Origin of the sequence: Aromatoleum petrolei (assembly GCF_017894385.1) — a bacterium.
GTDB lineage: Bacteria > Pseudomonadota > Gammaproteobacteria > Burkholderiales > Rhodocyclaceae > Aromatoleum > Aromatoleum petrolei.
Map to the genome: position 1 here is coordinate 3,243,457 of NZ_CP059560.1, position 24,460 is coordinate 3,267,916.

Below are 24,460 nucleotides of genomic sequence, written 5' to 3' on the forward strand. Positions count from 1 at the left end.
CGGGTCAGGCAATAAGCGGCGGCAACGCGATTGCGCCGCCCCACAGCAACAGTGCGATGCCCAGCGGCGCGCTGAGGCGGCGGCCCCAGGAGAGGTTCTTCTCGATCGCCATCACGGCACCGAGCGCGAGCATCCAGCCGATGCTGCCGGTGCCGACGGCGAACATCAGCAGCATCAGTGCCCAGCAGCAGCCGACGCAGAAGAGGCCGTGGTGTGCGCCGATCGCCAGCGACTGGAGCGCGGGGCTGCCGCCGAGCCAATGCTGGATGACGAAACCGATCGGCGCACGACAACGCTCGAGGCAGCGGTGCTTGAGGTCCGAGAACTGGAAGGCGCCGGCCAGCAACAGCGGGGCGGCGCCGAAAAGCCATGGGTTGGACTGCAGCCAGGCGAAGCGCTCGAAGGCTTCGTGCAGGCCGAAATCGAACAGATGCATCGCGGCGCCCGCCGCGAGCCATACGCCGAGGTAGCTCGCGATCACCAGGGCGAGCAGCCGGCGGCGGTCGTCGCGCAACGCGGTCATCCGGCGGAAGGCGTCGAGCAGCGGCAGCGTCGTCGGCAGCATCATCGCGATCGTCATCAGCAGCCAGCCGCCGACGTACAGGGCCGACTGTGCCAGCACCGCATCGGCCGTCGCGGCATGAGCGAGGCCGCCGAGTTCGGCATGGTTGAGGTAGCGTCCGTAGGGCGAGCGCTCCCACAGCCACAGGGCCGCCCACGCGGCGAGCACAAGCGCTCCCAGCGCGACGGTGAAGGTGTCGCGCCGGGAGATCGCGCGCAGCGGAGCTTGCGCCGCGGCCATGGACTCGGAAAATCGGGCGGTTACGGGGGTCAGGCCTGGAAGCAGAAGGCGCCTTGCACCGAGTTGTGGCCGCTCAGCTCGACCTTGATGCCGAGCGGTTCCGACTGCGCGCGGTAGAGCGGGGCGCGGCCGATATAGGCAGGCGAGCCGGGAATCGTCGAGAAGATCGTGTCGCTCATCACCGTCGGGCGCTCGCCGGGTCCGCGTGCGCATTCGAGGTCGGCGGCGACGACATTGCCGATGCGCAGTCGCCCCGAGCCTTCCTTGACGTCGAACTCGATCCCGACGCGTTCCACCCCGACCACCTCGCCGACCAGTTGTGCGAGATCCGCGACCGGCCCGCCGAGTTTGCCGGTGAATACCGAGAGCAGCGCCTCTTCCTGCGCCGGGCTCGCACGTTCATCGACGAAGGCGAGGGCGCGCCAGTTGCCCTTCAGGACGTTGCCGGGGATGTGCGCCAGCATGCCGAAGGTGAGGCCCGACACGTCGGTGCCGCCGACCTCGCCCTTGTCAATGTGCCAGGCGAGCGTGCCATCGCAGGTGCCGCCGTCGGGGTCGTCACCGATCCAGCACGGGCAGATCGCCTTGCAGGTGCACACCTCCAGCAGTCGTCCTTCGATCCGGTAGGCCATGATGTTCTCCTTGTAGTCGGGTTGGCCAGGGGGCGGTCGTGTGCAGGCGGCCGTAGCGACCGGGGGGCGGTCGGCGGAGGATGCGGATGCCGCCCTGTCGGGGTGGGTGAGATTGCGTCTCACTCTACATATATAGTCGTACTCGGAGCCTCGTCAACGATCGTCGAGCCCCTCTGTCCTGGGCGCCTTGGCGTGTGCTTCGCCAAATGCGCATAAGAGGGTCCGATTAGACTAAATGGCATAGTTTTTCTGCCGATAACCTGGTTGAAAGGATTTTTCCGGAGCCGGATCGGCTTCGGGTTGCGGCTGGATGAAGTCAAGGGGGAAGCACATGGGATGGTTTGGCAGAGGGGCGGAGCTCGTGTCCCTGAGGCAGGAGCTCGCTGCGAGCAAGGAGGCGCTGGAACGCGAGCGGGGGCGATCCGCCGCGCTGGAGGAAGAGCTCGCGCGGCAACGCGGCGAGATGGAGGCCGGTGCGCAGCGCACGGGAACGCTCGACGCGCTGTTCGGCAATCTGAAGAGCTACGGCGAATCGCTGGTCTCGGTGCAGGGTACGTTCAGCCAGCTCGCCGAGGGGTTGAAGCAGCAGCATGATGTCGCCCTGCGCTCGACGCAATCCGCGAGCGACAGCGCAGCGGCCATCGAGCGCATCTCGACAAGCCTCGACGGCCTGGCGGAGGAGACCCGCGGTACGGTCGATTCCGTGCATCAACTCAACCAGCGCGCCGGCCAGATCGACGGGATCGTGCGCCTGATCCGCGAGATCGCCGATCAAACCAATCTGCTCGCGTTGAACGCGGCCATCGAGGCCGCCCGCGCGGGCGAGCAGGGCCGCGGCTTCGCGGTGGTGGCTGACGAGGTCCGCAAGCTCGCCGAGCGTACTGCGGCGGCCACGAACGAGATCTCCGAGCTGGTCGGCGCGATCCAGGGCGAGACCGGACAGACGCAGGCGATGATCCAGACGCTCGCCGGAAAGGCGTCCGAAGCCGCCGAAGACGGGCGCAGCGCGCGCGGCAGCATGACCGAGCTGTTCGGGCTGTCGCGCGAGATGGGAGACATGATGGAAGGGGCGGCGGTGCGCAGCTTCGTCGAGCTTGCGAAACTCGACCACCTGATCTTCAAGATGGAGGTGTACAAGGCCGCGTCAGGCAATTCCGCGAAGCGTCCCGACGAGTTTTCCAGCCATCACAAGTGCCGGCTCGGCCTGTGGTATTACGAGGGGCCGGGCAAGCGCTTTGCGTCCCTGCCCGGCTATCGCAGGCTGGAAGCGCCGCACGCGCGCGTGCATGAGAGCGGTCGGCGCGGTCTCGAGCGCCTGCTGGCAGGCGACAGCCAGTCGGGGCTGCAGGACATCGCGGCGATGGAGGCCGCGAGCATGGAAGTGCTGGACTGCCTGCAGGACATTGCGAACGGGGTGGGCACGCTCTCGCGCTGAGGCGTGGACGAACAAGGGCACCCCCGCCCGAGTGGGGGTGCCCTTCGTATCAGACGAGCTTGAGGCGCTCGCAGATCGTCGTTGTGAGGCTGGCTTGGTTCATGCTATAGAAGTGCAGCCCCGGGGCGCCGTTCGCCAGCAGGCGTTGGCACAGCGCGGTCACCACGTCGAGCCCGAAGGCGCGGATGGATTCCGTGTCGTCACCGTAGGACTCGAACTTCCGCCGCATCCAGCGCGGGATCTCGGCGCCGCAGGCGTCGGAGAAGCGCGCGAGCTTGTAGAAGCTCACGATCGGCATGATGCCGGGCACGATGGGCGTGTCCAGGCCCATCGCCCGCACCGCATCGACATAGTGCAGGTAGGCTTCGGTGTTGTAGAAGTACTGCGTGATCGCCGAGTCTGCGCCGGCCTCGACCTTGCGCTTGAAGGCCTGCAGGTCGTCCTGCGGGCTCCTCGCCTGCGGGTGCCATTCCGGGTAGGCCGCGACCTCGATGCGGAAGCGGTCGCCCGTTTCGGCGCGGATGAACTCCACCAGCTCGTTGGCGTAGCGGAACTCGCCGGGGTCGCCGACGCCGGAAGGCAGGTCGCCGCGCAAGGCGACGATGCGGCGGATGCCGGCGGCGGTGTAGTCGGCGAGGATTTCGCGGATGCCGGCGCGGGTCGAGCCGATGCACGACAGGTGTGGCGCGGCCTCGAAGCCCTGCGCGGCGATTTCCTTGACCGTCGCGAAGGTGCGCTCGCGCGTCGAACCGCCGGCGCCGTAGGTCACGGAGAAGAAGGCGGGCTTCAGGCGCGCGAGCTTGTCGCGCGTGGCGCGCAGCTTCTCGTCGCCTTCGGGCGTCTGCGGCGGGAAGAACTCGATCGAGACTTCAGGTTTCGTCATGGCGCGCTCCGATCAGTAGCGGTAGTGGTCGGCCTTGTACGGCCCCTGCTTGGGTACGCCGATATAGGCGGCCTGCGCGTCGGTGAGCTCCGTGAGCTGCGCGTTGAGCTTCTTCAGCTGCAGGCGTGCGACCTTCTCGTCGAGGTGCTTGGGAAGCGTATAGACACCGACCGGGTAGTCCGCGGTGCGCGTGAAGAGCTCGATCTGCGCGATCGTCTGGTTCGCGAAGGATGAGCTCATTACGTAGGACGGATGGCCGGTGGCGCAGCCGAGGTTCACGAGGCGGCCCTTGGCGAGCAGGATGATCCGCTTGCCGTCCGGGAAGATGATGTGGTCGACCTGCGGCTTGATCTCCTCCCACTGGTATTGCTCGATCGACGCGACGTCGATCTCGTTGTCGAAGTGGCCGATGTTGCACACGATGGCCTGGCCCTTCATCTTCGCCATGTGGTCGTGCGTGATCACATGGTAGTTGCCGGTGGCGGTCACGAAGATGTCTGCGTGCTCGGCGGCGTATTCCATCGTCACGACGCGGTAGCCTTCCATCGCCGCCTGCAGCGCGCAGATCGGATCGATCTCGGTGACCCACACCTGCGCCGAGAGCGCGCGCAGCGCCTGCGCCGAACCCTTGCCGACGTCGCCGTAGCCGCACACGACCGCGATCTTGCCCGCGACCATCACGTCGGTTGCGCGCTTGATGCCGTCGACCAGCGACTCGCGGCAGCCGTACAGGTTGTCGAACTTGGACTTGGTGACCGAGTCATTGACGTTGATCGCCGGGAACCTCAGCTCGCCGCGCTCGTGCATCTGGTACAGGCGATGCACGCCGGTCGTGGTCTCTTCCGTGACGCCCTTCACCTGCGCGAGGCGGGTCGAGTACCACGTCGGATCCTGCGCGAGCTTGGCGCGGATCGCCGCGAAGAGGATGGTCTCTTCCTCGGAGCCCGGCTTCGCCAGCGCCGCGATGTCCTTCTCGGCACGGGCCCCGAGGTGCAGCAGCAGCGTCGCGTCGCCGCCGTCGTCGAGGATCATGTTGGAATAACCGCCATCGGCCCACTCGAAGATGCGGTGCGTGTAATCCCAGTAGTCGGCGAGCGACTCGCCCTTCACCGCGAAGACGGGGATGCCTTCGGCGGCGATCGCGGCGGCGGCGTGGTCCTGCGTCGAGAAGATGTTGCACGAGGCCCAGCGCACATCGGCGCCGAGCGCGGTCAGCGTCTCGATCAGCACCGCGGTCTGGATCGTCATGTGCAGCGAGCCGGTGATGCGCGCGCCCTTGAGCGGCTGCGCGGCGGCAAATTCCTCGCGGATCGCCATCAGGCCTGGCATCTCGGTTTCCGCGATGCGGATTTCCTTGCGGCCCCAGTCGGCGAGTTTGAGGTCGGCGACGACGTAATCGGTGAAGGTATCAGCCACAGTGTTCATGTGAACTCCTGAACGTGTGGCCGGGAAGGGGTGCTGCGGGTGAACTCACCTCGTCACCCCGTGCCCGGCACGGGTTAAGGTGAGCGCAGTTCCGGAAAGCCGAGCCTGGGACGAAAGTCTCGCAGCGCTCCTCGGCAAGGGCAGATTATAGCGTAGCTGTTCCCGGATACCGCAAGGCGCTGGCGGTCGGCGGTCAGGTGCCCTGCAGCGAGTCGATCAGGCCGAAGAGGCGCTTGTAGAAGTCAGGATCGGAAATCGTTTCTTCGCCGACCTTGACCAGCGCCTCCTTGTCGGCGGTCCACGGCAGCGAGATCGACCCGATGCCCGCGACGCCGACGCCGGCGCTGGTCGCGGCGGACTTCAGCTCGTAGCGGGTCTGCAGCGCGTTGGCGTAGATCGCGGTGCCTACGTTGCTCGGCAGGCACACCAGGGTGATGTGGAGCGTCATGCCGTAGTCGGTCTTCGGCAGGAAGAACTTCTCACCACGGATGCGCGTCGTGTTCGATGCATCGACCTGGTAGCCCTGGCTCAGCAGGGCGCGTTTGCCGACTTCGCAGGCGGCGTCGGGGTCGCGCGTGCTCCACGTGACGAAGGGCGATTCGGCGGCGAAGGTTTCGCTGCGATAGGCGGGAGGCGGCGCCGATGCACAGCCGGCGAGCAGCAGCCCGGACAACGACAGCATTTGGGCGCGACGCGCGAGATGCAGCATGGGGTGAATCCGCAATGGAGGTGCAAAAGCAGATATTAGAACATCGCGGCGCCTTGCGGTTCGGTGCGCCCGATGGTCGGGTTCGGCGCCCACGCCTGTCAATGCCCATGGCCGGTGCGGGTTCGAGGCCTGCGGAGCGGTGGCCGAATCCGGCGCCTTTGCGGGTGTCGTGAAATGTAACAAACAATATTTAGTTTGCAGGGCGGAGCAAATCAGTCCATAGTGCGCGGCAGCGATCTTCAAGTAGCATAGTTGTTGTCTGGTCCGGTTTCTGCTGTTTCTGCGGTATGCCTTTCCTCTTCACCCTGCCGTCTTGACCTTCGCCCTCACTCTATGGGCAAGTCCCTTAATTTTCAGGAAATACAAGACATGGCAAACGGTACTGTGAAGTGGTTCAATGACTCCAAGGGCTTCGGTTTCATCACCCCGGAAAACGGCGGTGACGATCTGTTCGCTCATTTCTCGGCGATTCAGGGTTCGGGTTTCAAGACCCTCGCCGAAGGTCAGCGCGTCACGTTCGACGTGACGACCGGTCCCAAGGGCCAGCAGGCGTCGAACATCCGCGCGGCTGACTAAGCCCGCGCCGGCGCGGCCGCAGCGCCGCGCCTCCGGTCCCTGGCGGGGCCGGTAACCGGAATCAGTTCCGGTACGCATCCCCGAAAGGCCTGGCACAAGCCCGGCCTTTTCTTTTTTCTGCTTCCCGAGGAGAAACTGTCATCGCCAAGGAAGAACTGATCGAAATGGGTGGCGTGGTGACCGAGGTCCTGCCCGATGCCCGATTCCGTGTGACGCTGGACAATGGTCACGACCTCGTAGCCTATTCGGCCGGCAAGATGCGCAAGCACCACATCCGCATCCTGTGCGGTGACAAGGTTTCCCTGGAACTGTCGCCCTACGACCTGAGCAAGGGTCGCATCACCTTCCGCCACATCGAAGGCCGCGGTCCGGTGAGTCCGCAGCAGCGGCGCCGCCGTTGATTTTTCTTTCGTAATTCCGGGAACATTTCCCCCGCGTCGGCTGTTTGGTCTGGACGTGACTCGCGCAACCGGCGAGCGCGACCACCGACACGGAGGATGTTCCATGAGTAGACGATTCCCATTGCTGGCCGGTGCGCTGCTATGCGCAGCGGCCTCCGCTTCCTCGACCGATCCCGCCCCCAACGGCATTCAGTTGCCGGAAGGCTACCGCCAGTGGCAGGTGCTTTCGGTTCATCAGCGTTCCGACAACAACACGCTGCGCGCGGTACTCGGCAACGAGGCGGCCGCGAAGGCGGCGCGTGAGGGGCGGACCAATCCGTGGCCCGACGGCGCGATCCTCGGCAAGCTGGTGTGGAAGGCGGTCAAGCATGACCGCTGGGACACGGCGCTCGCGCCGGGCGACTTCGTCCACGCCGAGTTCATGGTCAAGGACAGCGTCAAGTATGCCGCGACGGGCGGCTGGGGTTTCGCGCGTTGGCTCGGCAAGGCGCAGAAGCCTTACGGCGCCGACGCGAACTTCGTGCAGGAATGCTTCGGCTGCCACCAGCCGGTGAAGGATCGGGACTTCGTGTTCACGCATCCGGCGGAGTTGCCGTAGCAAGATCGACGCCGCCCGACCGGGCAATGCGGGTCGGGCGGTGTCCGGCAGTCGGCGAGGTTCCCGAGAGTTGTGCGGAGCCGGGTGTGCGATTTCTGTGCGACGTGCCCGGAGCTGCGTTCTGTCCGGGCCCGTCTATCGGTCACCGGCTGATCAGGCTGCGCTGGCGGTTGCGGAGGATCAAGCGAAGAGGACGTAGTCGCCGGCGACCAGGTCCGAGATCGACATGTCCGTTCCCATGATGGTGATTGAGCCGCCGTCGAAGCTGATGACCGTCTGGCCGTCAAGTGCCGTGTCGGACGTCAGGAAATTACCCCAATAGTTCACGTCGCCGGCATTGTTGCTCAAGCCATTCAGCTGCAGCTTGTCGTTTCCGTCCATCCAGTCGAACACGACGTCGTAGTCGTCGCCGTCGATCGTCGCCTGCGAGCTCGTCTCGTAGTACGAGTAGCTGTTGTCGCCTTCGAAGCTGAAAGTGCTCGTCACCGGTTTCTTTAGGGTTCCGCCATTGACAGTGATGTCGACGGCATAAGTATTTCCTGCGTCGAGATCGCCGCCGTATGTTCCGTCCATGAGTGCGCGCCATGCGTCTAGCTGCGTGTCATAGTTGGACCATGCCTTGTAGTCCGCGGTCAGGCTGGGTGCGTCGCCGTCACGGAAATAAACGGTGGTCTTCTCGGTAACATTCGTCACGGTGAAATTGAAGACGAAGGTGTCATCCCCGGAGCCGCCCGTGAGCATGTCGTTGTCTGCACCGCCGATGAGGGTGTCGTCGCCCTTGCCGCCGTTGAGCGTGTCATCGCCGGCTCCGCCGTCGAGCGTGTCGTCGCCATTCTCGACGATGTCCACGGTTTTTTCGGTCTTACCCACGGCTTCGGTGTACGTATAGGTGCCACCGAGGGTGTCATTCCCCTCTCCGCCGTTGAGGGTGTCGCTGTCGTTGCCGCCGAACAGCTGATCGTTCCCTGCATCTCCGTTGAGGATGTCTTCGCCATTGGCGCCGACCAGGAGGTCGCTGCCTTCCCCGCCGCTCAGGGTGTCGTCGCCACTGCCGGAAATGTAGACGTTATTTTGGTCGTCGCCGACGTAGGTGCTCATTTTGTATCTTCCCTCTCGATCCGAAAGGCCACTTCCCGCGTAGTGGCGCTGAATTTGCTACTGGTTGTAACAATGCTATTCGGTTCGATGAGGGGCGGACAGTTAGTGGTGTCACTCGGGGCGCATTACATTCGTCATGTGGATGAGCATCGCCGTGACGAATCGCACGGTCATCGCATCGGATGGCGCAGCGCCAGCGCGTACAGCTGCAGCCGGTTTGATGCGCCGGTCTTCGAGTAGATCGTCGACAGGGCGTTGCGCAGCGTATTTTCGCCGATGCCCAGATGCTCGGCGATGCGCTTGTTGGGGGCGCCGTTGTGTTCCAGCGCGACGGCGACGATCTGCTTCTCGCGCGGCGTGAGCGTTGCGAAGGGGTCGGCGGCCGTGCGGGCCTGGCGACGCAGGCTGTCGACGAGTTCGCCGGTGCGGGCGCGGTCGAGCCACAGCTCGCCGGCATGCACGCGATCGATGGCACGGATGATCATTGCCGGTTGTTCGCTCTTGCTCAGCACCCCGCGTGCGCCGGCACGCACTGCCTCCTGGCGTGCGTTGTCATCGCGCAGCCCGGTCAGGACGAGAAAGCGGATTGCATCGTCAGTAAATTCGGAAATCAGTTCGATGCCGCTCGCGCCGTCGAGGTCCAGGTCGATAAGCGCGACATCGGGGTGTGCATCGTGAAGCAGCCGCCGCGCGCCAGCGAGGTCGTGTGCGGCGCCGACGGGCGACATGCGCGGCATTTCGGTGGCGATGAGGCGTTCGAAACCCCAGGTGATGCTGGGGTGGTCGTCGATGATGGCTACGCGGATCGTCACGGCGGCCTCACAGGGGTATCTGGACGTGAACGGTGGTGTTGGGGGCGGTGCCTTGGTCCACCCGGGCGTCGCCGCCGAGTTCGCGTGCGCGGTTCCGGATCGATTTTGGCACGAAGTCGGCGTTGCCCGACGGCGGACGTTCGTTGGTCAGTGCGAGACGCAAGATGCCGTCGTCGCCCCGCAGCGAAAGCCGCGCCCAGCGTGACGCGGTGTGGCGGCGGATGTTGCTCAGTCCCTCGCTGATGAGGCCGACGAGGTCAACGGCGAGTCGGTCGTTGACTTTGAATCCCGGCGGGCAGTCGCAGGTGAGATCGATGCTGAAGTGGTCGCGGTATTCCTTCATGAGCCGGGTGATCGAGTCCCGCAGGATGTCGTCGCCTGCACCTTCCGCACGGCGCCCGTCGAGCATTCCGCGCAGCTCGTCGGCGCTCTGATGGGCGAGTTCTTGCAGGGCGCGCAGTTCGTCTGCAAGGGGCAGCGGGCAATCCGGGCGCCGCAACGCGGCTTCGAGGCCCAGCTGGAGTCCGAGATATGGCTGAATTGCCCGGTCGTGAAGGTCGTGAGCCATGCGGCGCCGTTCGCGCTCGGCGGCGAGCGAGGCCAGTCGGTCGAGGAGGTCCACCTTTTCGACGATATGGGCGAGGTGCATGCCGGCTTCGGCGAGGAATGTCAGCTCGGCCTCGTCGAAGGGCGGGAGCGCGTCGTCGCAGAGGAATATCCGCCCTTTGGACCACCCGGCGCGGCTCATCGGAACCGATGCAAAAGCCCGTGTTTCGAGGAGATCGCCAAGCCCTTGGCACTGCGGCAGCACCGTCTCGGCCGAAGCGCCCAGGCACAGAGATGCGCGGGGGGCATGCACGACGAGCGCTTCCTGTGGCAAGGTCAGGAGCGGGGCGGCCGCACCGGCCGGTAGCGTCTCGGTTGCAGGGCAATCCGCGGTAGCGCGGGCGAGTAGGCTCTCGCCGGAATCTGTGTGCTGCAGCACAATCAGGCATTCGCGCACGCCGTAGGCGGTCTGCAGCTGTTCGGCGGCGTTGAGCAGGGTGCGGTCTGCGCCGAAGCGGGGGTTTGCCACGGTATCGATGCGAGCGAGCAGCGACAGTCGCCTGCGTGCCCGGAACTGCACACCCCCCTCGCGCGCGATTATGTAGCCCAGGATCAGGAGCGTGAGCGGCCGGATCATGGCGCGGTTGAACTCGAACAGGATGCCGCCCGGCGAGGCTGGCAGCCCGATCGCGAGGAATCCGGCGGTGGTGACCCAGGTCATCGTCCAGCCCGCCGAATAGCCGTCCCGGAACGCATGGGACATGATCGGCAGTAGCAGGAAGAAGAACAGCACGCTGCTCGTGCCGCCGGTCATCGCGGTGAGGGCGAGGCACCATGCCAGGTCAGCCCAAGCGGTGTGTGCGAGCGGGGGCCTTCCCCGCAGCTCGCGTGCGAGCAGCCAGGCGGCGAAGGCCAGATAGCCGAGGAGCAGCGGCGTGATCGCGGAGGGCGCGATCGAGAAGTCCGGCGGGTCGAGCTCGAGTGCGAGCAGGCCGCTTGCTGCCATCAGCAGGCGGCAGAGCGGCTCGGGGGCGGTGCGGGAGAGGTTCGGGCGCAGCAACCCGAAAAGATGCGTGGGTCCCAACGGACGCTCCAAGGACTTTGTTATCCGATGCATTGATCGGACGTCCGGGCGCGGCTTGGTGCCGTCTGCTTGTCCGTGACGCCGGTTTCTCTCCTCGGGGGCTGCCGCGGGTGCAGGAATGCAGGAATGCGGGGCCGGGGCGAGGATAAACCGAAATTTGCTCGCGCGCGTCGGCGTACCGGAGATCCGGTAGCGACTGCGTCACGGAGTCGCTGAAAAACCGGGACGGCCTCGCGGCCGTCCCCATGCGCGGGCTTACAGTCCGGCGTCGGTGCGCAGCGCGGCCGCCTTGTCGGTGTTCTCCCACGAGAACTCGGGCTCGTCGCGGCCGAAGTGGCCGTAGGCGGCCGTCTTGCCGTAGATCGGGCGCAGCAGCTTGAGATCCTGGATGATCGCCTTCGGACGCAGGTCGAAGTGGCGCTGCACCAGTTCGACGATCTTCTCGTCGGCAATCTTGCCGGTGCCGAAGGTCTCGACCATCATCGAAACGGGCTTCGCGACGCCGATCGCGTAGGCGACCTGCACTTCGCAGCGCTCGGCGAGGCCGGCCGCGACGATGTTCTTCGCGACCCAGCGGCCGGCGTAGGCCGCCGAGCGGTCGACCTTGGACGGATCCTTGCCCGAGAACGCACCGCCGCCGTGGTGGGCGGCGCCGCCGTAGGTGTCGACGATGATCTTGCGCCCGGTGAGGCCGCAGTCGCCGTGCGGTCCGCCGATGACGAAGCGGCCGGTCGGGTTGATCAGGTAGCGCACCTCTCCCTGCATCAGCTCCTTGGGCAGCACCGGCTTGATGATCTCCTCGATGACGGCTTCGGTGATCTGCGCGTGCGACACTTCCGGGCTGTGCTGCGTGGACACGACCACGGTGTCGATCGCGACCGGCTTGCCATCGACGTATTTCACCGTCAGCTGGCTCTTCGCGTCCGGGCGCAGCCAGGGCAGGCGGCCGTCCTTGCGCAGCTCTGCCTGGCGCTGCATGATGCGGTGCGCATAGTAGATGGGCAGCGGCATCAGCGAAGGAGTCTCGGTGCAGGCGTAGCCGAACATCAGGCCTTGGTCGCCTGCGCCCTGGTCGAGGTCGAGGCCTTCGCCTTCATTGACGCCCTGGGCGATGTCCGGCGACTGGCGGTTGATCGCGGCCAGCACCGCGCAGCTCTTGTAGTCGAAGCCGATGTCGGAGTTGTCGTAGCCGATGCGGCGGATGACTTCCTGCGCGATCTCGCGGTAGTTGGGATGCGCGGTGGTGGTGATTTCGCCCGAGATCACGACGAGGCCGGTCGACACCAGCGTCTCGCAGGCGACGCGCGCCTTCGGGTCCTCGGCGAGGATCGAGTCGAGGACGCCGTCGGAGACCTGGTCGGCGACCTTGTCGGGATGGCCTTCGGAGACCGATTCCGAGGTGAAGAGGAATTCCCTGCTCATGCACTGCTCCTGAAAACAAAAATCCCCGGAGTGTTCCGGCGTCGTGGCCGGCTCGGGGGATTTCGGCGAGCAGCCGACGCTTTAGCAGTACTTGTTTGCCACGACCGCTCTGGTACGTTCGTGGCGCCGCCCTGCAAGTTGTCGTATTAACTCGGCGGCTAAGCGATAATTATAATCTTTGGACACGGTCGGTCAATGTTGCGGCTATCCCGCATGCGCCGGCCCTTCGTGCACGTGATCGTCAATCTACTCTTCCGGATTCTCGCGCAACTGCCGCTCGCCTGGCTGCACCGCCTCGGCGGCTGGGCCGGCTGGCTCACGTGGCGTCTCTCGCCATCCTATGCCCGCAGGCTCGAGGCCAACCTCGCCAACGCGCTGGGGCGCTCGGATCCCGCGTTGCTGAAGGCCGCCATCGCCGAGGCCGGCCGCCAGGCATTGGAACTGCCGTTCGTGTGGCTGCGGCCGCAGGAGGAGGTGCTGTCGCGCGTCGTGCGCGTCGAGGGGCGCGAACTGATCGAACGTGCCCGCGCCGAGGGCGCGAGCGTGCTGTTCCTGACGCCGCATCTGGGCTGTTTCGAGATGTGCGCGCAGTACTGCTCGACGCACGGTCCGATCACCGTGCTGTTCCGCCCGCCACGCAAGGAGGCGCTCGGCCCGCTGATGGAGGCGGGGCGCTCGCGCGGCGAGATCCGCGTGGCGCCGGCCGACGTGTCGGGCGTGCGGCGTCTCGTGAAGGCGCTCAGGAGCGGCGAGATGGTCGGCATGCTGCCCGACCAGGCCCCGGCGGAGGGCGAGGGTGTGTGGGCACCGTTCTTCGGTCGCCAGGCGTGGACGATGACGCTGGCGGCGCGCCTGTCGGAAGTGAAGGGCGTGAAGGTGCTGATGATCTGGACCGAGCGTCTGCCGCGCGGCGAGGGCTACGTCGTGCGCATCTCCGAGCCGGTCGAGCCCATCGCCGGCACGCTGGAGGAGCGCTGCGTCGCGATCAACCGCGAGATCGAGCGCCTGATCCTCGCGGGGCCGTCGCAGTACCTGTGGGGTTACAACCGCTACAAGAAGCCGTCGGGCGTGCCGGCGCCGGAGGGCGAACGGTGATGGCGCGCATCGCGAGCTGGCTCGCCGTTGCGATCTTCTGGTTGCTGCACTGGCTGCCGCTGGGCGTGCAGGCGCGCGTCGGCGCCGCGGTGGGCGAGCTGCTGTACCGCTTCGCGGGCCGGCGCCGCCATATCGTCAATGTGAATCTGCGCCTGTGCTTTCCCGAAATGGACGAGTCCGAACGCGACCGCATCGCGCGGGCGCACTTCCACGCGCTGGGCCGCAGCATGCTCGAGCGCGGGCTGCTGTGGTGGGCGAGCGAGGCGCGCCTGAAGGGCATGATCCGGCTCGAAGGGCACGAGCACGTCGATGCGTTGATTGCCGCGGGGCGGCCGGTGCTGCTGCTGGCGCCGCACTTCCTCGGTCTCGACATGGGCGGCGCGCGCTTCGCGATGGAGTTCGACAGTGTGAGCGTCTATGCGCGCCAGAACAATCCGGTGTTCGACCGCTGGCTGTTCCACGGCCGAAGTCGCTTCGGCGACCAGCTGCTGCTGTCGCGCCAGGACGGCGTGCGCGGCACCGTGAAGGCGATGAAGGCGGGGCGCCCATTCTACTATCTGCCGGACATGGACTACGGGCGCGAGGATTCGATCTTCGTGCCCTTCTTCGGCGTGCCGGCGGCGACGATCACCGGCCTGTCGCGCCTGTCGCGCCTCGCGCGCGCGGCCGTCGTGCCGGTGGTGACCGAGATGCTGCCGGGCGGCAAGGGCTATGTGACGCGGCTGGGCGAACCGTGGGCGGATTTCCCGACCGCGGACGTGGAGGCCGATACGCTGCGTATGAACCAGTGGATCGAGTCGGTCGTGCGCACGATGCCCGAGCAGTACTACTGGGTGCATCGCCGCTTCAAGACGCGTCCGCCGGGGGAGAAACGGCCGTACTGAGCGGCGCGGTACGGACGGAGCCGGTCGCCGGAATCCGTCCGACCGTCGCGTGTCGGGATACGCTGCGTAGCTCCCGCCCAGCGAGAGCCCGTGCCATCGGCGAAGGTCGCTGGACTCCCCCGGGACGCTGCGCGAAAATTCCAAAGTTCGGCTCGCGCCGATTCGAACCTTCTGAGCGGAACACCTTCCATGCACCTGCGCTTCGCCAAAATGCACGGCCTCGGCAATGACTTCGTCGTCATCGACGCCGTGCGCCAGCACGTCGAACTTACGCCTGAGCGCGTCCGCTTCCTCGCCGATCGCCATTTCGGCGTCGGCTGCGACCAGCTCCTCGTCGTGGAGCCGGCATCGCGGCCGGGCGTGGATTTCCGCTATCGCATTTTCAATGCCGACGGCGGCGAGGTCGAGCAGTGCGGCAACGGCGCGCGCTGCTTCGTGCGCTTCGTGCATGAGCAGGGGCTCACGGCCAAGCGCGAGATCCGCGTCGAGACGAAATCCGGGGTGATCGCGCCGCGCTTCGAAGACAGCGGCCTGGTCACGGTCGACATGGGGGTGCCGGTGTTCGAGCCCGCACGCGTGCCCTTCGTGTCGGATTCGGACGCGGTCGTGCAGCCACTCGACGTCGCGGGCTCGTCGATCGCGATCACGGTGGTGTCGATGGGCAACCCGCACGCCGTGCAGGTCGTCGCCGACGTCAACAGCGCCCCGGTGGCGGCGCAGGGCCCATTGATCGAGAACCATCCGCGCTTCCCGGCTCGCGTCAATGCGGGCTTCATGCAGGTGGTGGATGAGCATCGCATCCGCCTGCGCGTGTACGAGCGCGGCGCGGGCGAGACGCTCGCGTGCGGCACGGGCGCGTGCGCCGCCGTCGTTGCAGGCATCCGGCGCGAGCTGCTTGTGTCGCCGGTGCGCGTGGAGACGCGCGGCGGCGAGCTGGAGATCGCGTGGACGGGTGTCGGCGAGCCGGTGCTGATGACCGGTCCGGCCGTGACGGTTTTTGCCGGCGAGATCGAACTCGCATGATACAGCCGGACGGCGCCGTGCAACCCACGCGCCGGGCCGGTTGCCAATGAACACGCGCGGACGCCAACCGTCCGCAGGGAATGGTCCTTACATGAACGCAGCCGACGTCGCACGATATCTCAAGGAACACCCGGATTTTCTCGCCGAGCACGGTGAGCTCTTCACGCAGCTGACCGTGCCGCATCCCCACGGCGGGCAGGCGATCTCGCTCGCCGAGCGCCAGCTGCATGCACTGCGTGACAAGATCCGTCTCCTCGAAGGCAAGCTCGCCGAGCTGATCCGCTTCGGCGAGGAGAACGACGAGATCGGCGAGAAGGTGCACCGCCTGACCGTCGCGCTGCTCGAGGCGGAGGACTATGAAGCGCTGCGCCATACGCTGTTCGAGAACCTGCGCGACGATTTCTCCGTGCCCAGCGTCGCCGTGCGCATCTGGAACTCGGTGCTCACGCGCGAGGGCGAGGACTTCGCCCCGATCAGCGAGGCGATGCGTTTCTTCGCCGGCGACCTGCGCCATCCGTATTGCGGCGCGCCTGCCAATCTCGAAGTGCTGGAATGGTTCGGTGCCGACTCCGCGCACGTGCGGTCGGTCGCGCTGATCCCGCTGCGCCGCGACGCGCAGACATTCGGCCTCCTTGCCCTCGGCAGCCAGGAGGGCGAGCGCTTTTACCCCGAGATGGGCACGCTCTACGTCTCGCGCATCGGTGACATCGTCGCCGCCGCGCTGCGGCGGCAACTGGGCTGAACATGACGGGCCGCGACGACCCCGCCGTTGTCGCGGAGCCGCCGCCCGAGTGGCTGGCGGCCTATCTCGGTTATCTCGCGACCCAGCGGCGCGCGGCTGCGCTCACGCTGGAGAACTACCGGCGCGATCTCGAACGCCTGCATCGCCTCGCCGACGGACGCGCGCCGCAGACCCTGTCTGCTCACGACATCCGCCGTTTCGTCGCGCGCATGCACGGCGACGGCCTGGGCGGGCGCTCGATCGCGCGCGTGCTGTCGGCCTGGCGCGGGCTGTTCCGCTGGTTCATCCGCCAGCGCGGCGAACTGGAGCTGAACCCCGCCGAGGGGGTGCGCCCGCCGAAGTCGCCCCAGCCCTTGCCGAAGGCGCTTTCGCCCGACCAGGCGCAGGCGCTGCTCGATGCCGAGGCGGGGGACGGGCTGGAAGTGCGCGATCATGCAATGTTCGAACTGCTGTACTCGTCGGGTCTGCGTCTTGCGGAGCTTGCGGCGCTCGATGTCGGGCCGGCGCTCGATCTGGTCGAGCGCATGGTCACGGTGCGCGGAAAACGTAACAAGATGCGTAGCGTGCCGGTCGGCACGCAGGCCGTCGCGGCCCTGCAGGCATGGCTCGCACTGCGCGGCGAAGTGGCGCTCGCCGACGAGGCGGCGCTGTTCGTCACGCGCAGCGGCACGCGCATGAGTTCGGGGGCGATCCGCTCGCGTCTAGCGCGCTGGGCGCAGCAGTGCGGCCTCGGTGTGCACGTGCATCCGCACATGCTGCGCCACAGTTTCGCGAGCCATGTGCTGCAATCCAGCGGCGACCTTCGGGCGGTGCAGGAATTGCTCGGTCACGCGAGCATCCGCAGCACGCAGGTCTATACCCACCTGGATTTCCAGCATCTCGCCAAGGTCTATGACAGCGCGCATCCGCGCGCGCGTCGCCGCTGACGGACCGCGCGTCCGAAACATTCACTTAAAGATTTGGGCTTGTGAAATCCTGCCCAAGTCGGGTAGCGAATTTCCCGGTCGCGCTGCGGGTCTGCGCTATGCTGAGAGCAACAGGTTCCGAATAAAACCACGTCATCCGCCCCCGACAAGTCTGCCTTACGTCCATATTCTGCAGGCGTTGGGAGATAGGCAGCCATGCGCCGCACGACAAATAATCGCGAAGCAAACAGCCCTGACGCCGAAGCGCGGGGCTATGCCGTGGCGGAGGGTTCCTGTCCCTCGCCCATTCGTACCGCTGCGATCCTGCTGGCCCGTTATCAGGTCAAGAGCCTGCGACGCCTGTTCGAGGAGTTCGAGCGCGACATCCTGCTGCCGCTGCTGCTCGGCGAAATTGCCCTGCACAACATCGGTGCGCTCGAGAACAGCGGCGAGGCCAATGTGAGCATCGATGGCGACCGGTTTGCCGCGGTCATGCGCCCGTGCAATGCCTACTCGATCGCCGCCGCCACGGGGCTGCCGCGCGAGACGGTGAGGCGCAAGATCGTGCGTCTGGTGGAGCTCGGCTGGATCACCCGTCGCGGCAACGGCCACCTGTTCCTCACCCCGCGGGCGATCGAGCATTTTGGCGGATTGCTGGGTTCGCGCGATCTGCCCGAACTGCTCGATACCGCGGATCGCATCCGCAAGCGCATGCAGGACTGAGCCGGTTCGCGGTGCGGCGAGGACGATCGTCCGCTGGCGAGCGGCGGCGCATGCCTATACACTCACGCGCCTGATTCCTTCCGCCGTCTGCGCCATGTCCAAGCTCGTTCTCAATCCCGGCAAGGAGCGTTCGCTCCTGCGCCGCCACCCGTGGGTGTTCGCGGGCTCCGTGGCTCGCCTCGAAGGGCGCGCGCGGCCTGGCGATACGGTGGAGGTCGTCGCGGACGACGGTCGCGCGCTGGGTCGCGCCGCGTGGTCGCCAGAGTCGCAGATCCGCGCACGCATGTGGACCTTCACGCCCGACACCTCGATCGACCACGCCTTCTTCAAGCGCCGCGTCGCGGAGTCCGTGGCGCGCCGCGCGACCCATCCCTTGCTCGCGAACGAGAGCGGCGTGCGTCTGATCCACGGCGAGTCGGACGGCCTGCCGGGGGTGATCGCGGATCGCTTCGGCGAAGTGGTCGTCGTGCAGCTGACCAGCGCTGGTGCGGAGAAATGGCGTGACGCGATCGTCGCCGGACTGGTGCAGGCTACCGGGTGCAAGGCGGTGTATGAGCGTTCCGATTCCGACGTGCGCAAGCTCGAAGGGCTGGGGCCGAAGACGGGCTGTGTGTACGGCGAGTTGCCGCCGGAGGCGCTGACCATTGTCGAGAATGGCGTGCGCATGGAAGTCGATGTCGTGGCCGGGCACAAGACCGGCTTCTACCTCGACCAGCGCGACAACCGCCATCTCACCGGACTGCTCGCCGCCGGCCGGAGCGTGCTCAACTGTTTCTGCTACACCGGTGGCTTTTCGCTGCAGGCGCTTGCGGGCGGGGCGAGCTCGGTGCTGTCGATCGATTCGTCCGGCCCGGCGCTGGAAGTCGCGCGCCGCAATGTCGCGCTCAATCCGCCACTCGACGCGACGCGCGCCGAGTGGCTGGAAGCCGACGTGTTCGAGGCGCTGCGCGCGCTCAAGGCAGAGCGGCGAACTTTCGACCTCATCGTGCTGGACCCGCCGAAGTTCGCGCCGTCCGCAGCGCACGCCGATCGTGCCGCGCGTGCGTACAAGGACATCAATCTGTTCGGTTTTCGCCTGCTCAACCCGGGCGGCATCCTGATGACCTACTCGTGCTCGGGCGGCATCGGTTTGGAGCTCTTCCAGAAGATCGTCGCCGGGGCGGCGAGCGATGCCGGCGTCGACGCGCGCATCCTGCACCGGCTGTCGGCCGCGGCGGATCATCCGATCGGGCTCGCGGTGCCGGAAGGAGAGTACCTGAAGGGGCTGGCCGTTCAGGTCGGCTGAGACGGACGGCGAATCGTCGTCGCTACAGCGGATCGGTGGCGCTGCCCGGTGCGCGCCAGTCCGGGTTCGGTCCGCGTTCGCCGAGGCTGAAGGCCGCGCTGACGAGGCCCAGCGCAACCAGGATCAGCAGGAAGTAGCGGACCTGCCAGCCACGCGTCGGCGTCCCGCGAACGCCGCGGGCGGCGCGCGCGATCACCATGGCGCCGAGTGCTGCGATCGTCAGCAGGCCGGCCCCCAGCAGTTGAGCCGACAGGCCGCCGAGGAAAACGCCTTGCGACGGGTCGAACTGATCGGGCCAGAAGAAGTCCGGTCCCCGCAGCAGCCAGGCACCGCCGAGCAGGCACAGCGCCATCGTGAAGGCAATGAAAGTGCGCATCGCGCGGGCTCAGGCGCCGAACAGGTCGCCGTCGCGCGACGGGCGTGCGAGCCCGAAGTGTTCCCAGATGGCAGCGGTGGCGATGCGCCCGCGCGGGGTGCGTTGCAGGTAGCCTTGCTGGATCAGGTAGGGTTCGAGTACGTCCTCGATGGTGTCGCTCGACTCGCCGATCGCAGCAGCGAGGTTGTCGAGGCCGACCGGTCCGCCGGCGAACTTCTCCAGCATCGCACCCAATAGTTTGCGGTCCATCAGGTCAAGACCCAGGTGGTCGACGTCGAGCATGCGCAGCGCCGCATCGGCGACGGCGGCGGTGATGTCGCCGCCGGCCTTTACCTGCGCGTAGTCGCGCACGCGGCGCAGCAGGCGGTTGGCGATGCGCGGGGTGCCGCGCGAGCGGCGCGCGATCTCGAAGGCGCCGGCGTCGTCGATGGTGACATCGAGTAGGTGCGCCGAGCGGCTGACGATGAAGGCGAGCTCCTCGGGGGTATAGAACTCCAGGCGCGCGACGATGCCGAAGCGGTCGCGCAGCGGGTTCGTCAGCATGCCCGCACGGGTTGTCGCGCCGACCAGCGTGAAGGGCGGCAGGTCGAGCTTGACCGAGCGCGCCGCGGGGCCTTCGCCGATCATGATGTCGATCTGGAAGTCTTCCAGCGCGGGGTACAGGATTTCCTCGACGACCGGCGACAGGCGGTGGATCTCGTCGATGAAGAGCACGTCGTGCGGTTCGAGGTTGGTCAGCAGCGCGGCGAGGTCGCCCGCGCGCTCGAGCACCGGGCCGGAGGTCGAACGCAGATTCACGCCCATCTCGGCGGCGACGATGTGCGCGAGCGTGGTCTTGCCCAGTCCCGGCGGGCCGAACAGCAGCACGTGGTCGAGGGCGTCGCCGCGCTGGCGCGCCGCGGCGATGAAGATCTCGAGCTGCTCGCGGATCTTCGCCTGGCCGACATACTCGGTCAGGCGTTTCGGGCGCAACGCGCGCTCGACGACGTCTTCCTGACGGTTGGCGGTCTGCGCGGAGATGATGCGCGGGGCGTGCAGCTTGTCGGTTTCGATCATGACGGAAGTTTAGCGCAGCGCGAGCCGGCGTTTCAGGCCTTCGACAGGCTCTTTAGCGCGAGGCGGATACCGTCGGACACGCCGCTGTCCTCGGGCACGGCCTTCATTGCGCCGAGCGCTTCCTTCTCGTTGTACCCGAGCGCGAGCAGCGCATTGAGGATGTCGCTGCGGCTGTCGGCGGGCAGCGCCGCCGCTCCGGCCGGAACGGTTGCGCCCAGTGTCGGCAGCGCCTTGCCGAGCTTGTCTCGCAGCTCCAGCAGCAGGCGCTCGGCGGTCTTCTTGCCGATGCCGGGGATCTTCACCAGGCGCCCCGCCTCCTGCAGCGCCACCGCTTGGGCGAGATCCGTCACCGACAGGCCCGACAGCACCGCGAGCGCGGTGCGCGCGCCGATGCCCGAGACCTTCAACAGCTGGCGGAAGGCGGCGCGCTCGTCGGCGCAGGCGAAGCCGTAGAGGAAGTGGCCGTCCTCGCGCACCGCGAGATGGGTGAACAGCGTTACCGGCTGCCCGGTCGCGGGCAGGCCGTAGAAGGTGCTCATCGGCACGTCGATCTCGTAGCCGACGCCATGCACATCGACGACGATCTGGGGCGGATTCTTTTCGAGCAGGATGCCGGCGATGCGTCCGATCATGAATTCAGGTCCGGGGTTTGGGTCAGGTGTGACGCGCGAAGGCAAGTGTCGCGGCGAGCGCGAGGCCGTGCAGGTTTGCCGCCGCGATCGTCAGCTTGATCGCCGGGCGAAGTTCCGCCGGTTCGCTCGCGTGCTCGCGCAGCTGCCGTGCCGCGTTGAATGACAGCACCAGCGTCAGCGCCGCGGCGGCGCACGCCTGGGGAAGGTTGTAGCGTCCGACCTGCAGCACGAGCCAGCCGTAGGCCGCGATCGCGATCGCAAAATAGCCCCACTTTGCGGTGTCGGCGCCGAGGCGCACGACCAGCGTACGCTTGCCGGCGGCCTCGTCGCCCGCACGGTCGGGGAATTGGTTGATGAACAGCAGGTTCGCGACCAGCAGCGCGAACGAAAGGCCGGCGGTGACGGGCGTCCACGCAAACGTGCCGCGCTGTACGAAATCCGTGCCGACGACGACCAACAGCCATGCGCCGGCGATCGCAAATTCGCCCAGCCCGCGGCTCGCGAGCTTGAGCGGCGGCGCCGAGTACGCCCAGCCGAGGACGAGTCCCGTGAACCCGATCGCAAGCAGGCCGCCCCCCGAACCGTACGCGAGCCACAGCCCGGCCGGCACGACCAGTCCGAGCAGTGCGTAGGCGAAGCGTGCGGTTCGGGCCGTCGTCAGCACGCCGTTCTGGATGAAGCGGCTGCCGCCGGTGAATGGGTAGAGGCGGTCGGGGTTCGCGTCGTCGGCGCCGCTCAGGGCGTCGTGGTAGTCGTTGAGCACGTTGGCGCCGGCATGTGCGAGCAGCGCGAACAGCACCGTCGCCACCCCACGCAGCGCATCGAGCGCGACGCCGTCCGCCCGCGCTGCGGCCAGGCCGATCAGGCAGCCGACCAGGGTCACGCTGAGGAAGGCGGGGCGCGTTGCGGCGAGGTAACGCAGCGGCGCATTGCCGAAACGCTGCGTCGTCGGCTCCCTGCCTCGGGGTGTCGCGGGGAGCGTCACAGCAGCACGATGTCGAACTGTTCCTGCGAGTAGCTCGCTTCCGGGTGCAGGGAGATCTTCTTGCCGATGAAGTCCGACAGCATCGCGAGCGATTGCGACTCCTCGTCGAGGAAGAGGTCGATCACGTTGGGGGCGGCGAGCACGCGGAATTCGCGCGCGTTGAACTGGCGCGCCTCGCGCAGCAGTTCGCGCAGAATCTCGTAGCACACCGTGCGCGCGGTCTTCACCTCGCCGCGGCCGCCGCAGGTCGGGCAGGGTTCGCACAGCAAGTGGGCGAGCGATTCGCGCGTGCGCTTTCTCGTCATCTCGACCAGTCCCAGCGCGGTGAAGCCGTTCACCGTCATTTTGGTGTGGTCGCGCGCGAGCGCCTTGCGGAACTCGTCGAGCACCATGTCGCGGTGCTCGGGGTTTTCCATGTCGATGAAGTCGATGATGATGATGCCGCCGAGGTTGCGCAGGCGCAGCTGGCGCGCGATCGTCTGAGCGGCCTCGAGATTGGTTTTGAAGATCGTGTCGTCGAAGTTGCGCGCGCCGACGAAGCCGCCGGTGTTCACGTCCACGGTGGTCATCGCCTCGGTCTGGTCGATGATCAGGTAGCCGCCGGATTTCAGGTTCACGCGCCGCGCGAGCGCCTTCTGGATCTCTTCCTCGACGCTGTGCAGGTCGAAGAGCGGGCGCTCGCCGCCGTAGTGTTCGAGCAGGGGCAGGACCTTGGGACTGTATTCGGAGGCGAAGGCGGTGAGCTTCTGGAAGTTTTCGCGCGAGTCGACGAGGATGCGCGTCGTGTCGTCATTGACCAGATCGCGCAGCACGCGCTGGCCGAGACTGAGGTCTTCGTAGAGCACCTCAGGCGGGAAGCGCCCGGTCGCGCTGTTGCGGATCTCGCCCCACAGTTTGCGCAGGTAGGCGATGTCGGCGGCGAGCTCTTCATCGGACGCGGATTCCGCCATCGTGCGCACGATGAAGCCGCCTGTCTCGTCCGCGGGCACGAGACGGGTGAGGCGTTCGCGCAGGGCCTCGCGCTCGGCCTCGTCCTCGATGCGCTGGGAAATGCCGATGTGCTTTTCCTGCGGTAGGTAGACGAGCAACCGTCCGGCGATGCTGATCTGTGTCGACAGCCGCGCGCCCTTCGTGCCGATGGGATCCTTCAGCACCTGCACGGTGAGATTCTGGCCTTCGACGAGGATGCGCTCGATCGGCTTGCCGGTGTCGCCGTTGTGGCGGTCGCTCCAGATGTCGGCGACGTGCAGGAAGGCGGTGCGCTCGAGACCGATGTCGATGAAGGCCGACTGCATGCCCGGCAGCACGCGCACCACCTTGCCGAGGTAGATGTTGCCGACGATGCCGCGGCTGGCGGTGCGTTCGACGTGCAGCTCCTGCACCACACCCTGTTCGACGATCGCTACGCGCGTCTCCTGCGGCGTGAAGTTGATGAGGAATTCGATACTCATGAAATTGCTGCCAATGGGAAATGCGCAAGCGCAGACGTGAGGCACCGATTGCGCATTGCCCATCGAGGGCGCCGACCGGCGGATAGCGGGCGGGAACGTGCCGAGCTTACAGGGGATAGCCGAAGGCGTCGAGGAGCTGCGCCGTCTCGAACAGCGGCAGCCCCATGATCCCGGTGTAACTGCCGCGGATTTCCTCGATGAAGATCGCCGCGCGCCCCTGGATGCCGTAGGCTCCGGCCTTGTCCATCGGCTCGCCGGTCGCGACGTAGTGGCGGATCTCGGCGTCGGTGAGGGCGCGAAAGCGGACTTCGCTGATGTTGATGCAGCTGCGCGTGCGCACGCCGTCGCTGATCGCCACTGCGGTCAGCACGCGGTGCGTGCGCCCCGACAGGCGGCGCAGGATTGTCGCGGCGTCGCTGGCGTCGGTCGGTTTGCCGATGATCTGACCGTCGAGTTCCAGCGTCGTGTCCGCCGATAGCACCGGGTGCTGCGGCAGCGTGCGCCACTGCAGGCGCCGACATCCGGCCTCGGCCTTGGTGAGCGCGACACGCTCGACGTAGCGTTCGACGTCCTCGTCCGGCAGCGGTGTCTCGTCGACGTCGGCGTCGGCACCGCGCTCCGCGCCCCGGAATACGAGCAGGTCGAAATGCACGCCGATCTGGCGCAGGAGCTCGCGGCGGCGCGGGCTGCGCGAGGCGAGGTAGATGCGGGCTTGGAGGTTGCTCATGAGGTCGAGTGCGGGATGCCGGCGGCTGTTGGGGCGGATTCTACCCTCTTGGCTGCGTCGCGACCCGGAGCGTGTGCGGGGCGCCCCATCGTCGTTGTCATTGCATTTAATTGATACAATTCCCCGGTCATCAAATGCCTGCCCGCCTGCGCA

26 protein-coding genes, 1 pseudogene and 1 riboswitch are annotated in these 24,460 nt (G+C 66.8%); of the genes and pseudogenes, 12 read left to right on the forward strand and 15 right to left on the reverse strand.

The window, feature by feature from the left end:
* Positions 1-4: 4 nt before the first annotated feature.
* On the reverse strand, positions 5-802 hold the full coding sequence (locus tag ToN1_RS14760; protein WP_210147825.1) for a DUF2182 domain-containing protein: 798 nt from the start codon (positions 800-802) through the stop codon (positions 5-7).
* Positions 803-831: 29 nt separating this feature from the next.
* On the reverse strand, positions 832-1,434 hold the full coding sequence (locus ToN1_RS14765) for a DUF1326 domain-containing protein (RefSeq protein ID WP_169205761.1): 603 nt from the start codon (positions 1,432-1,434) through the stop codon (positions 832-834).
* A 463-nt stretch (positions 1,435-1,897) separates the two neighbouring features.
* Between ToN1_RS14765 and ToN1_RS25035 the strand changes: the two are divergent.
* Both ToN1_RS25035 and ToN1_RS25040 read left to right on the forward strand, forming a co-directional pair.
* Positions 1,898-2,449 (forward strand): annotated as a pseudogene (locus ToN1_RS25035) (methyl-accepting chemotaxis protein); the annotation flags it as partial.
* A gap of 108 nt (positions 2,450-2,557) precedes the next feature.
* Positions 2,558-2,869, forward strand: a complete 312-nt coding sequence (locus ToN1_RS25040) for a CZB domain-containing protein (RefSeq protein WP_244861065.1) — start codon at positions 2,558-2,560, stop codon at positions 2,867-2,869.
* 49 nt (positions 2,870-2,918) lie between these two features.
* On the opposite strand, the gene metF is transcribed toward ToN1_RS25040, so the two are convergent.
* The 3 genes from metF to ToN1_RS14785 form a co-directional block, all read right to left on the reverse strand.
* Positions 2,919-3,752, reverse strand: a complete 834-nt coding sequence (gene metF / locus ToN1_RS14775) for a methylenetetrahydrofolate reductase [NAD(P)H] (protein ID WP_169205763.1) — start codon at positions 3,750-3,752, stop codon at positions 2,919-2,921.
* Between the two features lie 12 nt (positions 3,753-3,764).
* Positions 3,765-5,177: an adenosylhomocysteinase gene (gene ahcY / locus ToN1_RS14780; protein ID WP_169205764.1), complete on the reverse strand. Its 1,413-nt coding sequence runs from the start codon at positions 5,175-5,177 to the stop codon at positions 3,765-3,767.
* Positions 5,178-5,251: 74 nt separating this feature from the next.
* Positions 5,252-5,316, reverse strand: a riboswitch (S-adenosyl-L-homocysteine riboswitch).
* A gap of 54 nt (positions 5,317-5,370) precedes the next feature.
* Entirely contained in the window at positions 5,371-5,886 is a 516-nt protein-coding gene (locus ToN1_RS14785) for a DUF2242 domain-containing protein (protein ID WP_169205765.1), read from the reverse strand.
* Between the two features lie 369 nt (positions 5,887-6,255).
* Between ToN1_RS14785 and ToN1_RS14790 the strand changes: the two genes are divergently transcribed.
* The 3 genes from ToN1_RS14790 (at position 6,256) to ToN1_RS14800 (ending at position 7,461) form a co-directional block, all read left to right on the forward strand.
* Positions 6,256-6,462, forward strand: a complete 207-nt coding sequence (locus tag ToN1_RS14790) for a cold-shock protein (RefSeq protein ID WP_015434198.1) — start codon at positions 6,256-6,258, stop codon at positions 6,460-6,462.
* Between the two features lie 140 nt (positions 6,463-6,602).
* A complete protein-coding gene (gene infA / locus ToN1_RS14795) occupies positions 6,603-6,863 on the forward strand; it encodes a translation initiation factor IF-1 (protein ID WP_169129604.1) in 261 nt (86 codons plus the stop codon).
* A 103-nt stretch (positions 6,864-6,966) separates the two neighbouring features.
* Complete coding sequence (locus ToN1_RS14800; protein ID WP_169205766.1) at positions 6,967-7,461, forward strand: cytochrome P460 family protein; 495 nt, start codon at positions 6,967-6,969, stop codon at positions 7,459-7,461.
* A gap of 180 nt (positions 7,462-7,641) precedes the next feature.
* On the opposite strand, the gene ToN1_RS24925 is transcribed toward ToN1_RS14800, so the two are convergent.
* From ToN1_RS24925 to metK, 4 genes are all read right to left on the reverse strand, one after another.
* Positions 7,642-8,559 carry a calcium-binding protein gene (locus tag ToN1_RS24925; RefSeq protein ID WP_169205767.1) on the reverse strand — a complete coding sequence of 306 codons (918 nt, stop codon included), beginning with the start codon at positions 8,557-8,559 and terminating at the stop codon, positions 7,642-7,644.
* Positions 8,560-8,729: 170 nt separating this feature from the next.
* Positions 8,730-9,371, reverse strand: coding sequence for a response regulator (locus ToN1_RS14810; RefSeq protein ID WP_169205768.1), 642 nt, complete (start codon positions 9,369-9,371; stop codon positions 8,730-8,732).
* 7 nt (positions 9,372-9,378) lie between these two features.
* Positions 9,379-11,001, reverse strand: coding sequence for a sensor histidine kinase (locus tag ToN1_RS14815; protein WP_169205769.1), 1,623 nt, complete (start codon positions 10,999-11,001; stop codon positions 9,379-9,381).
* 255 nt (positions 11,002-11,256) lie between these two features.
* The gene (gene metK, locus ToN1_RS14820) at positions 11,257-12,423 is read right to left on the reverse strand and encodes a methionine adenosyltransferase (protein ID WP_169205770.1); all 1,167 of its coding nucleotides are present in this window, start codon (positions 12,421-12,423) and stop codon (positions 11,257-11,259) included.
* A gap of 195 nt (positions 12,424-12,618) precedes the next feature.
* On the opposite strand from metK, the gene ToN1_RS14825 reads away from it, so the two are divergent.
* From ToN1_RS14825 to ToN1_RS14855, 7 genes are all read left to right on the forward strand, one after another.
* Complete coding sequence (locus ToN1_RS14825; protein WP_244860789.1) at positions 12,619-13,518, forward strand: lysophospholipid acyltransferase family protein; 900 nt, start codon at positions 12,619-12,621, stop codon at positions 13,516-13,518.
* Entirely contained in the window at positions 13,518-14,402 is an 885-nt protein-coding gene (locus ToN1_RS14830) for a lysophospholipid acyltransferase family protein (protein ID WP_169205855.1), read from the forward strand. The genes ToN1_RS14825 and ToN1_RS14830 overlap by 1 nt, the downstream gene beginning before the upstream one ends.
* Positions 14,403-14,591: 189 nt before the next feature.
* The gene (dapF, locus tag ToN1_RS14835) at positions 14,592-15,425 is read left to right on the forward strand and encodes a diaminopimelate epimerase (RefSeq protein WP_169205771.1); all 834 of its coding nucleotides are present in this window, start codon (positions 14,592-14,594) and stop codon (positions 15,423-15,425) included.
* A gap of 91 nt (positions 15,426-15,516) precedes the next feature.
* Positions 15,517-16,167, forward strand: a complete 651-nt coding sequence (locus ToN1_RS14840) for a DUF484 family protein (protein WP_169205772.1) — start codon at positions 15,517-15,519, stop codon at positions 16,165-16,167.
* 2 nt (positions 16,168-16,169) lie between these two features.
* Positions 16,170-17,093, forward strand: coding sequence for a tyrosine recombinase XerC (locus ToN1_RS14845; protein ID WP_169205773.1), 924 nt, complete (start codon positions 16,170-16,172; stop codon positions 17,091-17,093).
* 195 nt (positions 17,094-17,288) lie between these two features.
* The gene (locus ToN1_RS14850; protein ID WP_210147826.1) at positions 17,289-17,795 is read left to right on the forward strand and encodes an IclR family transcriptional regulator; all 507 of its coding nucleotides are present in this window, start codon (positions 17,289-17,291) and stop codon (positions 17,793-17,795) included.
* A 94-nt stretch (positions 17,796-17,889) separates the two neighbouring features.
* Positions 17,890-19,080, forward strand: a complete 1,191-nt coding sequence (locus ToN1_RS14855) for a class I SAM-dependent rRNA methyltransferase (RefSeq protein WP_169205774.1) — start codon at positions 17,890-17,892, stop codon at positions 19,078-19,080.
* Between the two features lie 22 nt (positions 19,081-19,102).
* Here ToN1_RS14855 and ToN1_RS14860 read toward each other — a convergent pair whose 3' ends face one another.
* The 6 genes from ToN1_RS14860 to ToN1_RS14885 form a co-directional block, all read right to left on the reverse strand.
* Positions 19,103-19,456 (reverse strand): hypothetical protein, encoded by a 354-nt coding sequence (locus ToN1_RS14860; RefSeq protein ID WP_169205775.1) that lies wholly within the window; start codon positions 19,454-19,456, stop codon positions 19,103-19,105.
* 9 nt (positions 19,457-19,465) lie between these two features.
* Positions 19,466-20,512, reverse strand: coding sequence for a Holliday junction branch migration DNA helicase RuvB (gene ruvB / locus ToN1_RS14865; RefSeq protein ID WP_169205776.1), 1,047 nt, complete (start codon positions 20,510-20,512; stop codon positions 19,466-19,468).
* A 32-nt stretch (positions 20,513-20,544) separates the two neighbouring features.
* Positions 20,545-21,144 (reverse strand): Holliday junction branch migration protein RuvA, encoded by a 600-nt coding sequence (gene ruvA, locus ToN1_RS14870; protein ID WP_169205777.1) that lies wholly within the window; start codon positions 21,142-21,144, stop codon positions 20,545-20,547.
* Between the two features lie 22 nt (positions 21,145-21,166).
* Positions 21,167-22,129 carry a prenyltransferase gene (locus ToN1_RS14875; RefSeq protein WP_425305820.1) on the reverse strand — a complete coding sequence of 321 codons (963 nt, stop codon included), beginning with the start codon at positions 22,127-22,129 and terminating at the stop codon, positions 21,167-21,169.
* Positions 22,126-23,580 (reverse strand): ribonuclease G, encoded by a 1,455-nt coding sequence (gene rng, locus ToN1_RS14880; RefSeq protein WP_169205778.1) that lies wholly within the window; start codon positions 23,578-23,580, stop codon positions 22,126-22,128. The genes ToN1_RS14875 and rng overlap by 4 nt, the downstream gene beginning before the upstream one ends.
* A 106-nt stretch (positions 23,581-23,686) precedes the next feature.
* Positions 23,687-24,307: a Maf family protein gene (locus tag ToN1_RS14885; protein ID WP_169205779.1), complete on the reverse strand. Its 621-nt coding sequence runs from the start codon at positions 24,305-24,307 to the stop codon at positions 23,687-23,689.
* Between the last annotated feature and the right edge of the window lie 153 nt (positions 24,308-24,460).

What these genes read in the sequence shown, in the direction of transcription:
- metK (WP_169205770.1), bottom strand. Translation starts at nt 12,423, where the DNA reads ATGAGCAGGGAATTCCTCTTCACCTCGGAATCGGTCTCCGAAGGCCAT.
- ruvB (WP_169205776.1), bottom strand. Translation starts at nt 20,512, where the DNA reads ATGATCGAAACCGACAAGCTGCACGCCCCGCGCATCATCTCCGCGCAG.
- ToN1_RS14860 (WP_169205775.1), bottom strand. Translation starts at nt 19,456, where the DNA reads ATGCGCACTTTCATTGCCTTCACGATGGCGCTGTGCCTGCTCGGCGGT.
- ToN1_RS25040 (WP_244861065.1), top strand. Translation starts at nt 2,558, where the DNA reads ATGGAGGTGTACAAGGCCGCGTCAGGCAATTCCGCGAAGCGTCCCGAC.
- ToN1_RS14855 (WP_169205774.1), top strand. Translation starts at nt 17,890, where the DNA reads ATGTCCAAGCTCGTTCTCAATCCCGGCAAGGAGCGTTCGCTCCTGCGC.
- rng (WP_169205778.1), bottom strand. Translation starts at nt 23,580, where the DNA reads ATGAGTATCGAATTCCTCATCAACTTCACGCCGCAGGAGACGCGCGTA.
- ToN1_RS14760 (WP_210147825.1), bottom strand. Translation starts at nt 802, where the DNA reads ATGGCCGCGGCGCAAGCTCCGCTGCGCGCGATCTCCCGGCGCGACACC.
- ToN1_RS24925 (WP_169205767.1), bottom strand. Translation starts at nt 8,559, where the DNA reads ATGAGCACCTACGTCGGCGACGACCAAAATAACGTCTACATTTCCGGC.
- ToN1_RS14790 (WP_015434198.1), top strand. Translation starts at nt 6,256, where the DNA reads ATGGCAAACGGTACTGTGAAGTGGTTCAATGACTCCAAGGGCTTCGGT.
- ToN1_RS14845 (WP_169205773.1), top strand. Translation starts at nt 16,170, where the DNA reads ATGACGGGCCGCGACGACCCCGCCGTTGTCGCGGAGCCGCCGCCCGAG.
- ToN1_RS14850 (WP_210147826.1), top strand. Translation starts at nt 17,289, where the DNA reads ATGCGCCGCACGACAAATAATCGCGAAGCAAACAGCCCTGACGCCGAA.
- ToN1_RS14840 (WP_169205772.1), top strand. Translation starts at nt 15,517, where the DNA reads ATGAACGCAGCCGACGTCGCACGATATCTCAAGGAACACCCGGATTTT.
- ToN1_RS14885 (WP_169205779.1), bottom strand. Translation starts at nt 24,307, where the DNA reads ATGAGCAACCTCCAAGCCCGCATCTACCTCGCCTCGCGCAGCCCGCGC.
- ToN1_RS14825 (WP_244860789.1), top strand. Translation starts at nt 12,619, where the DNA reads ATGTTGCGGCTATCCCGCATGCGCCGGCCCTTCGTGCACGTGATCGTC.
- ahcY (WP_169205764.1), bottom strand. Translation starts at nt 5,177, where the DNA reads ATGAACACTGTGGCTGATACCTTCACCGATTACGTCGTCGCCGACCTC.
- dapF (WP_169205771.1), top strand. Translation starts at nt 14,592, where the DNA reads ATGCACCTGCGCTTCGCCAAAATGCACGGCCTCGGCAATGACTTCGTC.
- ruvA (WP_169205777.1), bottom strand. Translation starts at nt 21,144, where the DNA reads ATGATCGGACGCATCGCCGGCATCCTGCTCGAAAAGAATCCGCCCCAG.
- metF (WP_169205763.1), bottom strand. Translation starts at nt 3,752, where the DNA reads ATGACGAAACCTGAAGTCTCGATCGAGTTCTTCCCGCCGCAGACGCCC.
- ToN1_RS14785 (WP_169205765.1), bottom strand. Translation starts at nt 5,886, where the DNA reads ATGCTGCATCTCGCGCGTCGCGCCCAAATGCTGTCGTTGTCCGGGCTG.
- ToN1_RS14830 (WP_169205855.1), top strand. Translation starts at nt 13,518, where the DNA reads ATGGCGCGCATCGCGAGCTGGCTCGCCGTTGCGATCTTCTGGTTGCTG.
- ToN1_RS14765 (WP_169205761.1), bottom strand. Translation starts at nt 1,434, where the DNA reads ATGGCCTACCGGATCGAAGGACGACTGCTGGAGGTGTGCACCTGCAAG.
- ToN1_RS14800 (WP_169205766.1), top strand. Translation starts at nt 6,967, where the DNA reads ATGAGTAGACGATTCCCATTGCTGGCCGGTGCGCTGCTATGCGCAGCG.